This window comes from Shewanella sp. HL-SH4, from assembly GCF_051164845.1.
In the GTDB taxonomy this organism is placed as follows: Bacteria; Pseudomonadota; Gammaproteobacteria; order Enterobacterales; family Shewanellaceae; genus Shewanella; species Shewanella glacialimarina.
Genome location: NZ_CP195037.1, coordinates 2,487,368 through 2,500,089, shown reverse-complemented (window position 1 = coordinate 2,500,089; position 12,722 = coordinate 2,487,368). Strand labels below are relative to the sequence as shown.

At 40.9% G+C, this 12,722-nt stretch carries 5 protein-coding genes; 1 reads left to right on the top strand and 4 read right to left on the bottom strand.

Annotated elements, in window-relative coordinates; all coding sequences use genetic code 11:
* Positions 1 to 97: 97 nt before the first annotated feature.
* On the bottom strand, positions 98 to 4,525 hold the full coding sequence (locus ACRWQL_RS11915) for an EAL domain-containing protein (RefSeq protein ID WP_434950162.1): 4,428 nt from the start codon (positions 4,523 to 4,525) through the stop codon (positions 98 to 100).
* A gap of 459 nt (positions 4,526 to 4,984) precedes the next feature.
* Here ACRWQL_RS11915 and ACRWQL_RS11910 point away from each other — a divergent pair, with 459 nt between their 5' ends.
* On the top strand, positions 4,985 to 6,310 hold the full coding sequence (locus tag ACRWQL_RS11910; protein WP_434950041.1) for an IS4 family transposase: 1,326 nt from the start codon (positions 4,985 to 4,987) through the stop codon (positions 6,308 to 6,310).
* A gap of 50 nt (positions 6,311 to 6,360) precedes the next feature.
* Here the strand turns inward: ACRWQL_RS11910 and lpdA are convergent, their stop codons facing one another.
* From lpdA to aceE, 3 genes are all read right to left on the bottom strand, one after another.
* Positions 6,361 to 7,791, bottom strand: coding sequence for a dihydrolipoyl dehydrogenase (lpdA, locus tag ACRWQL_RS11905; protein ID WP_434927427.1), 1,431 nt, complete (start codon positions 7,789 to 7,791; stop codon positions 6,361 to 6,363).
* Between the two features lie 292 nt (positions 7,792 to 8,083).
* The gene (gene aceF / locus ACRWQL_RS11900; RefSeq protein ID WP_434950160.1) at positions 8,084 to 9,964 is read right to left on the bottom strand and encodes a pyruvate dehydrogenase complex dihydrolipoyllysine-residue acetyltransferase; all 1,881 of its coding nucleotides are present in this window, start codon (positions 9,962 to 9,964) and stop codon (positions 8,084 to 8,086) included.
* Positions 9,965 to 9,975: 11 nt separating this feature from the next.
* A complete protein-coding gene (aceE, locus tag ACRWQL_RS11895; RefSeq protein ID WP_434950158.1) occupies positions 9,976 to 12,636 on the bottom strand; it encodes a pyruvate dehydrogenase (acetyl-transferring), homodimeric type in 2,661 nt (886 codons plus the stop codon).
* Positions 12,637 to 12,722 lie beyond the last annotated feature (86 nt).

The following is a 12,722-nucleotide window of genomic DNA, read 5'->3' as shown; positions in this document are numbered from 1 at the left end:
TAACATGTAGTATTGACCTAAAAATGACCAACTTAGTTATCCCAAATACAATTAAAATCGATCATATTCTAGCAAAGAATGGTCAACTCCCCCTAACTCAATTATGAAAAGTGATGGGTTTTTCTTTGGTGTCAATACCCAGAAAAGTATCCAAATCAGATCTTGGCATCGGCTTAGCAAAATAATAACCCTGGATAATGTAGCATCCACGGCTAAATACTTGCTCTAATTGCTCCTTAGTTTCAATTCCTTCGGCAACAACTTGTAATTTAAGATTACGTGCTAACTCAATAATACTGGATACAATCGCTTGATCTGCTTGATTTTCAGCAATTTGAATTAAGAAAGAGCGGTCAATTTTGAGTGTATTAACCTCAAATGATCTTAAATAGGCCAATGAGGAATAACCGGTACCAAAGTCATCAATCGCCACTTGTATGCCCAAAGCTTTTAATTGAGATAAATGTTGAATGGCAACATGTATCTCTTTCATTAATACTCCCTCAGTAATTTCAAGACATAAGCTTGTTGGCGGAAAACCGGTTTCCGCTAGTGCGCATTTAACAGACTCAATAAAACCAATTTGTCTAAACTGCACCGCTGAAACATTGACTGATAGTTTAAATTCTTGACCATAATGTTGATACCAACGGGCTCCATCAAGGCAGGCTTGTTTGAGCACCCATGTGTCAATATCAATAATTAAGCCACAAGACTCAGCAACATGAATAAAAATATCTGGGCGAATATAACCATCAATAGGGTGCTTCCAACGAATTAATGCCTCCATACCGATACAGCGGTCATCGTGCAGAATGTCAATCTGAGGTTGATAATGTAACTCAAACTCATCTCGTTCAATGGCTTTACGTAAATCAGACTCTAAACGTAAATGATATAGGGCTTCAGAATTTCTCTCAGCTGAATAATATTGAAAATTTCCCCTACCTTCATCTTTAGCGTGATACATGGCTAAGTCAGCATTTTTAATCAACGCCTCTGAATCTTGGCAATCCTCAGGCCAGCAACTTATGCCTATACTGGTAGAAATAAAAAATTCACGTCCGTATAATTTAAACGGCTTTTGAATTTCTATTAACAACTGGCTAGCAAGATGATTAATTTGATCAATATCATCAGCATTGCGCAGTAAAATAACAAACTCATCACCGCCAAAACGACATAACAAATGATCTGCGTGCAAACAAGATTGCAGGCGGTTTGCAGCCTCAACCAATAGTGCATCACCCATACTATGGCCAAAGGAATCATTAACCGATTTAAAGCGATCTAAGTCTAAAAACATTAATGCTAACTTTTCATCACTACTTCCTGCATTCTCAATTACATGATTGAGTAAGGAAACAAATTGACTGCGATTTGCAAGACCCGTCAGCGGATCATTGTTGGCTAAGTGCTGTAATTTAAGTTCATTTTGTTTTCGCTCGCTCATGTCAGAGAAAACGACCACATAATGCTGGATAGCTCCAGTAGAATTAAGCATTTTGGAGATATTTAACCACACTGGACAAGTTCGGTTATCTGCACACAATAGCTCGCGCTCACCACTCCAAAAATTATCTTTTCTAAACAGCTTATCAATATTTAAAGTTACTGGGTTGGACAATATTAAGCTAGAAAATGGCTTACCGACTAAGTCTGGCTCCTTGATACCCAACATTTGATTTGCCGCAAGATTACTAATTTTAACGCATTTATCGGCATCAAGAATAAGCATACCTTCTGATGTATTCTCAAAGGCTTCAGCTAATAGGTTCACTTCACTTTCTAATTCACGCTGCAAGGTAATATCTGAATAAATACCTGCAGCACGACTTAACCTCCCGTTAGTTAACCAGGCTATAGCGCGACCTTTAACCCTTAACCACCGCCACCCCTTCGACTCATGACGATAACGAAAATCCACATCTATCATCTCTGCTCTGGACTTAATCAACTCAAGCCATGCCTCAGTTACATGGTCAACATCATCTGGATGGATAGGAATATCGACAAGTTTGGAAAAAATCTTCGGCTTATTACCGAGCAAACCACCCCGATTCTCTAAGGAAAACATTTTGCTACTGTCGCACCAATCCCACAAATCGGAGTCACTGCCACGAAGTGCTTGAGACAATCGATCATCACTTTCAATTAATGCTTGGTTCACTTTTTGAAAACGCATCACCTGACGATGACGATAAAAAGATAAAATAAAGGCTAAAAATAGAATAATAAAAAGCAACACGCCTCTAAAAATCTTAGATTGCCACCAATACTCTTCTACTTTAAAACTAAATTGAAATGGATGAGATGACCATATATTGTTCTTTTTATAATGCAGCTCAAGAGTATACTCTCCGGCATTTAACCCGCTTACATTGATTTGATATTGACCTTCTAACACAACAAAGCTGGAGGGTTTTTCTCCACGCTCTAGCAGTCTATATTTTAAGCTGATTGGACTTTCATCAAGATAGTCCAAATTTGATATTTGAAAACTAACTAAACTTGCTCCTGGCTCGACGGTTTTGAGCATTTCAGGTAATAATAACAAGTCCGTTCTATCATCGTAATAAATTGAAACCGATTCAAGAAAAACGTCTTTATTTACAATGCGATTAACTAATAATTCAGGCGCTATTAGCATAGCGCCATCAGGAGTACCTACATATAAACCAACGTTAGGCTGAAAAAGCACAGCTCCCTCATTTAGCTCATCCGAAATAAAACCATCATGTTGCGTAAATGAAACTGGAAATTGTGTCTGTTTGTTAACTTTAATAATTGCCCTTGAACAACCAATTAAGAAGTCGTCTATGGTTTGATTCAGAAACATCACTACGTTACATTCAATATTCCATTTATCATTAAAGTTAGTCATCTGCGCTGTTGCAATATTATATTCAAATACGCCATTTTGCGCGGTGCCAATCCATAATATATTAGGACTCACCTCCATCAAATGAGTAATATTAGGTTGCATATCCAAGGGTAAAAATGCATCTTTAATTGCGGTAAACGTGAGGTTTTCATCTAAATAACCAAATATATCCCTGCCCCCTAGCCATAACCTATTACTAGCATCCCGGATCATAGTTCGAAATAGAACCTGAGCCTTAGGTGCTTGTAAATCCTCAACTGGCACGGCTTGAATATCTATAGAACCCTCTTGCCAAACATAAAGTCCTTGATTAGTCGCAAACCATATACGTCCGAGCATTAAAGGGTCAAAGTAACTCATGTAAATAACACTCTGCCTTAAAGACTCTATCCCGCCACTCCATTGATGAAACTCTTGGGCTATATAAGTCTGCTTATCAACAACAAACAGACCATTTGTAGTTGATAACAACACATGATCAGTATCAAGGTTCGATATTTGATAAATACTGTCATTTAGTTCAATATTATCTGGTTGCACACGAATAGCGTTTTTAGTAACAGTATCAACTACCTCTACCCCACCATCAGTCCCTAACCAAACAGTATTATCCTGTTGATATATTGACCATACCATGTCATTTTTAAGTTGGTATTTTGACTTCGCATTAAACTCGTCAATAATAAAAGCAGGAGGAGTAGCAGCTAATGCAAGGCCATCCCCTGCACCACCAATCCAGATAAGATTATTGTTATCAATTGCCAGCACTTGGATATAATCAATATTGGCAAGTTTTTTTAATGATTGGTCATAATGAATAGTTTCATCCGTATCAGCATTCCACGATATTAATCCAGAACGGCTACCAAGCCAGAGTAAACCTTTATTGTCTTGCACAATTTTTTCAATAAAAAAAGATTTTCCATCAACAGGTAGAATCGATTTTTGTACTAAATCAATATTAAACAATCCCTTAGAACTCACAAGCCATATGCGTTGCTGAGTGTCTTGAATTAATCCCTTTATCGATCCACGCTTCCGGCTCCACCCCAAGTCAAACACCTCACCATTTGCAAGATGCCATTCAGCCTTATGGGATGTGGTATAAATACTCTCTTGGCTATTCAACACCAGTTGATGATGCCAATTAACATTAGGGGCTAAAGACCCTTTTGGATCAAGTAACAAAGCCATAGTCGCTACATCAAATAGATAGCGCTGACCGTCAAAGGCAAGTATTTCAAACTGATTACGTTGATTTTTTACAATAGAAGCAATGCTGAGGTTAGTTTTACTTTGTGACTCACCGGGAGCAGAGGGTTGATATAGTTGGGTAAACCGATTTTCACTGGCATGATATAAATAGAGTTCACTGCGCGAAGCAAGTAGTACGTATTCATCCGCAACAGACTCTACCTGAAATAACATCACATCATTCAATACAGAGTCATTGCCTACCATATCCATGCGCCTGATGGAGTTACTACTAACACGGTACAATCCCTGATCAGTAGCAAGCCATGTATATCCATAACGATCAAAACTAATGTCACGAACACTACTATTCGCTAAACCATCTTTAGTATTAAATACACGCTGAACAAAGTCATCTCCCTTAACAGGTGTAACTGATACCAGCATAACTGCGATAGTTATTAGAAGAGTGTAAAGACTATACATTTAAGGTGAGAGCTCCAAACCAATCTAATCTCGTTGCTAATGACAGACAACGAACTGACTTTCATATCTATTTGGTTTAGAAATCCATTCCGATACCAAAACCATTTATATAAAATAACACCACATACAGAAAATACTGTAAAAACAGCAAAAAAACAGCAAAAAAAAGCAATTTAACTATTGTATAGAAATTTATCATTTGTGTTTAAATCAAAGAAAAAGACTATTTTGTTAGCTTTTATATTGTGAACTGAGGGAGGTTATTGACCAATACACTTAAATAAACATAACAGTATTACCTGAGTGTAGACTAAAAAAAAGCACCCAACTGGGTAACACCGATCAGTTAAGAAACTGATCGGTTGACAGCAAAAATGATCCTACGAAAATGGCTCCTTCTTTTGAACGGAGTCATTTTTTATGTTGTCTAACTGGCTTATTGATACTGAATTACTTGTCGCCCCCGAAGAACTATCTATCTTTCAAAAAGAATTGCCGTTGGAATGGATTGAACAAGCTTTGGAGCTAACCAACAAAGCAAGTATTAGGCGCAGAAAACTTCCAGCAGAATTAGTCGTTTGGCTCATCGTTGGAATTGGCCTCTACCGAAATCGTTCCATCGCTGAAGTCGTCTCCAAGCTCGACTTAACGTTAGTTGATAAGTTGGGAGAAACCGTTGCACCAAGTGCTATCCCGCAAGCCAGACAGCGACTAACAGCCGCTCCCCTTAAAGCCCTTTTTGATATCACTTCTAAACACTGGTGTCATAGGGAAGACAGCCAAGATACATGGCATGGTCTTCAGTTATTTTCTGTTGATGGAACGACATTTCGATGTGCAGAAAATACCGAGAATTCAGAGCATTTTGGCTATATCAGTAATCAGCATAGGAAGCAGTCCGTATACCCAGTAGCCCGCTTATGCGCACTCATGTCATTACGAAGTCGTATGATAAGAAATGTAAAATTTGGTCCGTGTAGTAAAGGGGAAATTAGTTATGCTCGAGAGCTAATTGGATCAGTTCCAGCTAATTCTCTCACTATTTTTGATAGTTGTTACTTTAGTGCAGATCTTATGACAAGTTGGTGGGGAGCCAACCAGAATAGTCATTGGCTTACACCACTCAAAAGTAATACACGCTTTGAAGTCATCGAGCAATACGCTGACAACGATTATCTAGTTGAGATGCCAGTATCACCACAAGCGAGAAAAAAGAACCCAGAGCTACCTGAAAAGTGGCATGCAAGACTAGTGACCTATCAAGAAAAATCCCAGGGCAATCATATTACAGGTGTGCTGAGTTCATTAACCAATAGAAGCCAATACTCCTCTCAAGATATATTAGATGTCTATTTCGAACGCTGGGAGATAGAAAATGGCTATGGAGAAATCAAGCAATATCAACTTGATGAGAGTATTTTATTAAGAAGTCAGACAGTTGAAGGTATTTATCAGGAGATTTGGGGATTACTGATAGCGTACAACTTGATCCGAGTTGAAATAAGCCAAATCGCTAAAGAGGCAGAAGTGTCACCATTACGGATTAGCTTTGTAATGGCGATGCGCTATATACAGGATGAGTTGATGTGGTGCGCAATTGCTTCGCCAGGAACAATCCCTAAAAAGCTCAAAGCAATGAGGGAAAACGTTAAGCAATTTATCTTGCCCAAAAAACGAAAACGGCCCAAAAGTAGGACCGTTCGAATTAACAAAACCCGCTATCCAGTTAAGAGAAGAAACCCTTAACTGAATGGTGTTACCCAACTGGGTGCCTTATGTAAATCCGACTAAATGAATTACTTCTTTTTAACCGCTTTTGGGTTAGGTAAGTCAGTAATTGAACCTTCATAGATTTCAGCAGCAAGACCCACTGATTCATGTAAGGTTGGATGAGCATGAATCGTTAATGCTAAATCTTCAGCATCACAACCCATTTCAATTGCTAGGCCAATTTCACCTAATAACTCACCGCCGTTAACACCCACAATAGCACCACCGATAACACGATGAGTCTCTTTGTCGAAAATTAACTTAGTCATACCTTCACTGCAATCTGAAGCGATTGCACGGCCACTTGCAGCCCAAGGGAAAGTCGCAGTTTCATAAGCAATACCTTGCTCTTTTGCTTCTTTCTCAGTTAAACCAACCCAAGCGACTTCCGGATTGGTATACGCTATTGAAGGAATAACTTTCGGGTCGAAGAAGTGCTTAAGACCAGAAATAACTTCAGCAGCAACATGACCTTCATGCACACCTTTATGCGCTAACATTGGTTGACCAACAATATCACCAATAGCAAAGATGTGTGGCACGTTGGTGCGCAGTTGTTTATCAACATTGATAAAGCCACGCTCATCAACATTAACACCGGCTTTTTCTGCAGCCAGTGATTTACCATTTGGTGCACGGCCAATAGCCACTAACACAGCATCATAACGCACTGGTTCTGTAGGGGCTTTTTTGCCTTCCATTGTCACATAGATACCATCATCTTTTGCTTCAACAGCAGTCACTTTGGTTTCAAGAATTAGATTAACCTTCTTCTTAATTTGCTTAGTGAACACGCGAATAATGTCTTTATCAGCAGCAGGAATGACTTGGTCGAACATTTCAACCACGTCAATTTCACTGCCTAGTGCCTCGTAAACCGTACCCATTTCTAGGCCAATAATACCGCCGCCCATAACAAGCAGTTTACCTGGTACTTCTTTCAATTCTAATGCATCAGTCGAATCCCAAATACGTGGGTCGTCATGAGGAATGAAAGGCAATTTAATTGGGCGCGAACCCGCAGCAATAATGGCGTGTTCAAACTGAACCACTTTAACGCTACCATCTTCAGCTTTAACTTCTAAAGTGTTTGGGCCGGTAAACGTACCAAAGCCATTAACCACATCAACTTTACGCATCTTAGACATTCCGCCTAAACCGCCTGTTAATTGGCCAATCACTTTCTCTTTAAAGCTACGTAATTTGTCTAAGTCGATTTTTGGCTCACCAAAAACAACACCGTGGTCAGCAACCATTTTGGCTTCTTCAATCACTTTTGCTACGTGTAATAATGCTTTAGATGGAATACAGCCCACGTTTAAGCACACACCACCTAAGGTGTTGAAGCGTTCAACGATAATAGTATCTAAACCTAAATCTGCTGCGCGAAAAGCCGCAGAATAACCTGCAGGACCAGCACCTAATACAACTACCTGAGTTTTAATTTCGTTACTCATGTTTTCCTCTATTCTTTTGCTTGAGTTGGCGGCAACACCGTCTTTACAATCATTGTGATCACATCATGTTAACTGGCCGCAGTTTACACTTTCTTGGATGACAATCACAATCCTAGGTTTTAGTAATTCTGTGTTCTATGACAGAGTATCGTTTAATCCGATCTTTACTTCAATTTAGTGGCTTAGGCTAAGTGCCCATCGTTGTGTAATCATGTCTTTACTGATTCAACCATTAAAGACAACACATTTCACTAACAAAATAGGCTGCTTGAATCATCAAGCAGCCTATTAGTTACAACACTAAAGTACGAATATCTGATAAACAGCTATTCAGATAAGTAATAAATCGCGCACCATCTGCACCATCGATAACTCGATGATCATACGACAATGATAACGGTAACATTAACCGTGGCACGAACTCTTTGCCATTCCAAACAGGCTTAAAGTCTGACTTAGACACACCCAGAATGGCAACCTCTGGCGCATTAACAATAGGCGTAAACGCCGTACCACCAATACCACCTAAACTTGAGATAGTAAAACAACCACCTTGCATATCTGCAGCTGTTAGCTTACCGCCACGGGCTTTTTTAGACACTTCTTTAAGCTCGTCAGATAATTCATGGATACCTTTTTTGTTCACATCTTTGAACACTGGCACAACGAGTCCATTAGGCGTATCAACCGCAATACCGATGTTAACAAACTTCTTCAAAATTAAGCTTTCGCCATCTTCTGATAATGAAGAGTTAAAGGTAGGGAATGCTTCGAGTGCTTTAGCAACCGCTTTCATGATAAACACTAATGGCGTGATCTTCATGCCTGAGTCTTTTTTCGCTTCCAAGGCATTTTGTGCCTTACGGAAATCTTCAAGTTCAGTAATATCGGCATCATCCCACTGAGTAACATGTGGAATTTTCACCCAGTTACGATGTAAGTTTGCACCAGATATTTTTTGAATCCGCGATAATGGCTTAACTTCTGTTTCGCCAAACTTACTAAAATCAACTTTTGGCCATGCGAGTAAGTTTAACTCACCTCCTGCGCCACCAGCAGCAGATTTCACACTGCCGGACTCAACTTGCTTAACCGCCGCTTTCACGTAATTTTGAACATCGTCCTTCATTACGCGATTTTTACGGCCAGTGCCTTTAACATTTGCTAGGTTAACACCCAGTTCACGAGCCATACGGCGTATCACAGGTGATGCATGGGCATAAGCATTGTTTTCAACAAAGTCTTCTTTCGCCGCTGCAGCAGGGGTCGCTTGAGTAACAGCAGGTGCTGCGGTGGCGACTGGAGCCGCCAAAGGTGCTGATGTAGCAGGTGCACTGCCAGCAACTTCAAAGGTCATAATCAACGAACCCGTTGATACCTTATCACCTTGCTTAATCGTAATGGCAGTCACTTTACCTGCAAAGGGTGCAGGCACTTCCATTGCGGCTTTATCACCCTCAACACTAATAAGTGCTTGCTCTTCAGTAACAGTGTCACCCACTTTTACCATGATTTCTGTGACTTCAACTTCGTCACCGCCAATATCAGGTACGTGGATATCTTGTACCGATGGCGCAGAAGAAACCGCAGGAGCGGCAACTTGGGCAGGAGCGGCTGTAGTGGCAGATGGTGCAGCAGAACCTGTAACCTCAAATACCATTACAAACGATCCGGTAGAAACCTTGTCACCCACAGCCACTTTAATTTCTTTAAGCACACCCGCAAAAGGTGCAGGCACTTCCATCGCCGCTTTATCGCCTTCCACACTCAGCAGAGATTGATCTTCAGCAACACTGTCGCCAAGCTTAACTAAAATAGCGGTCACTTCGACTTCATCGTCACCAATATCAGGCACATGCACTTCTTTCAATGCTGCGGCTGAAGGAGCTTCCGCAGCAGGAGCAGGCACAGCAGCTGGAGCAGATTTTACTTCAGCAACTGAGTCCGACTCGAATATCATAATGGCTGAGCCTGTCGCGACTTTATCACCGACTTTGACTTTAATTTCTTTTACCACACCCGCAGCAGATGCCGGTACTTCCATTGCAGCTTTATCGCCTTCAACAGAGATCAGTGACTGTTCTAACTCAACCTTGTCGCCAACGCTAACAAGAATCTCAGTTACTTCAACCTCATCTGCACCTATGTCAGGTACACTAATTTCGATTGTCATGTTATTGCCTCTTACGCGTATAGCGGATTTGTCTTGTCAGCGTCAATATTGAACTTTGCAATGGCTTTAACCACTACAGACTTGTCAATATCTCCACGTTTTACCAATTCACTTAATGCCGCCACAACCACATAGCCAGCATTGACCTCAAAGTGACGACGTAAGTTTTCGCGGCTATCAGAGCGACCAAAACCATCAGTACCTAATACTTTGTATGATACAGAAGGCATAAATGCACGCACTTGTTCTGCGTAGTTTTTCATATAGTCTGTTGCTGCAATTGCAGGCTCAGTGCCCAGTATGGTGGTGATATACGCTTGTTTTGGCTCAGCGTCAGGATGCAGCATGTTATAACGTTCTGCATCTTGGCCTTGACGCGTTAATTCGTTAAACGACGTCACTGAGAACACGTCTGATCCAACATCGTATTCTTCACTCAATATTTGCGCAGCTTTACGCACTTCATTCATAATGGTGCCAGAGCTCATTAATTGAACTTTTTTGCTACCTTTATGCGACTCAAGTTTGTAAATACCTTTACGAATACCTTCCTCACTGCCTGCTGGCATGGCTGGCATGGCATAGTTTTCATTCATTAAGGTTAAATAGTAGAACACGTTTTCTTGATCACCATACATACGGCGAATACCGTCTTGCAAAATTACCGCAAGTTCGTATGCAAACGTAGGGTCATAAGAAATACAGTTTGGAATAGTGCTGGCTTGAACATGGCTGTGGCCATCTTCATGCTGCAAACCTTCACCATTTAATGTAGTACGACCCGCTGTAGCACCTAATAGGAAACCACGTGCTTGTTGATCGCCCGCCATCCATGCCATGTCACCAACGCGTTGGAATCCAAACATTGAATAGTAGATATAAAATGGGATCATAGGTAAATCGTTAGTACTGTATGACGTTGCCGCAGCAACCCATGAAGACATAGCACCTAACTCATTAATACCTTCTTGCAATACCTGGCCTGATGTCGCTTCTTTATAATAAGACACTACACTGCGATCTTCAGGGGTATAACCTTGACCTTGAGGGTTATAAATACCGACTTGACGGAATAAACCTTCCATACCAAAAGTACGTGCCTCATCAGCAATAATTGGCACAATATTTTTACCAATGCCTTCATGCTTAAGTAAAGTATTTAAAGCACGAACAAACGACATTGTGGTAGAAATTTCACGCTTTTGCTCAACAAGCAGTGCGCCAAACTCTTCAACAGTCGGTAACGATAATTTCTCGGTGAAATTAGGCAAACGTTGCGGCGTATAACCATGTAATGCTTTACGACGTGCATGCAAATATTCATATTCTGCCGAGCCCGGCTCAAGCTTCAAATATGGCAGCTCAGACACTTGCTCATCGCTCAATAGATCTTCCAGACCTAAACGATTACGCAATTGCAATACGTGAGTCATGTCCATCTTTTTCACGCCGTGTGCAATGTTCTTACCTTCTGCAGCTTCACCCATGCCATAACCTTTTACGGTTTTAGCTAAAATAACCGTAGGCTTGCCTTTGGTGTCTTGTGCATTTTTGAACGCGGCATATAGCTTAGAAGAGTCATGACCACCACGTTTAAGGGCAAAGACTTGCGCATCTGTCATATCAGATACTAAGGCTGCTGTTTCAGGATACTTACCAAAGAAATGTTCACGCACATAAGCACCATCTTTTGACTTAAAGGTCTGATAATCACCATCAACAGTTTCGTTCATCAACTGAAGTAGTTTACCACTGGTGTCTTTCGCGATTAGCGAATCCCAGTTGTTGCCCCAAATCACTTTAACCACATTCCAGCCAGCGCCTCTAAACAAGCCTTCTAGCTCTTGAATAATACTGCCGTTACCCATTACAGGGCCGTCTAGACGTTGTAAGTTACAGTTAATTAAGAAACATAAATTATCGAGTTTTTCACGCGAGGCAAAGGAGATAGCACCACGAGATTCAGGCTCGTCCATCTCACCGTCACCTAAAAAGGCATAAACACGCTGAGCTGAAGTATTCTTTAAACCACGACCATCAAGATACTTCAAAAAGCGTGCTTGATAAATCGCCGACATTGGCCCTAAACCCATTGAAACAGTCGGGAATTGCCAAAATTCAGGCATTAACTTTGGATGCGGATATGACGGTAAACCTTTACCACCGACTTCTTGACGGAAGTTATCCAGCTGCTCTTCAGTTAATCGGCCTTCAACAAACGCACGAGAATAGATACCAGGAGAGATATGACCTTGGTAATAAACTAAATCTCCACCATCGACTTCGTTCGGGGCACGGAAAAAGTGGTTAAAACACACTTCGTAAAATGATGCAGCCGACTGGAAAGAGGCCATGTGGCCACCAAGGTCTAAATCTTTTTTCGATGCACGCAACACGATCATAATGGCGTTCCAACGAATAACCGAACGAATTCGACGTTCAATTGTGGTATCACCAGGATACGCCGGCTCTTGGGTCGTAGGGATAGTGTTGATATAGTTAGTATTGATACCCGTTGCCATAGCGACACCGTCTAAACGGGCTTTATCTAGCACTTTTTCGAGTAAATACTGAGCGCGCTCTAGACCCTCTTCACGAACCACTGATTCTAAAGCAGACAACCACTCATTCGTTTCTAGCGGGTCAATATCATTTAGCATATGTTCAGACATTGCAGTCTTTTCCTATACGTTATACCTAAGACACCATTGAGAGTGTTTAGTGTATGTTAATAATAAAAAATCTTGTTAGCGACAGG

Bases quoted from the DNA above. Each gene is read 5' to 3' on its own strand.
- ACRWQL_RS11915 (WP_434950162.1), bottom strand. From the start codon at position 4,525: ATGCTGGTATCAGTTACACCTGTTAAGGGAGATGACTTTGTTCAGCGT.
- ACRWQL_RS11910 (WP_434950041.1), top strand. From the start codon at position 4,985: ATGTTGTCTAACTGGCTTATTGATACTGAATTACTTGTCGCCCCCGAA.
- lpdA (WP_434927427.1), bottom strand. From the start codon at position 7,791: ATGAGTAACGAAATTAAAACTCAGGTAGTTGTATTAGGTGCTGGTCCT.
- aceF (WP_434950160.1), bottom strand. From the start codon at position 9,964: ATGACAATCGAAATTAGTGTACCTGACATAGGTGCAGATGAGGTTGAA.
- aceE (WP_434950158.1), bottom strand. From the start codon at position 12,636: ATGTCTGAACATATGCTAAATGATATTGACCCGCTAGAAACGAATGAG.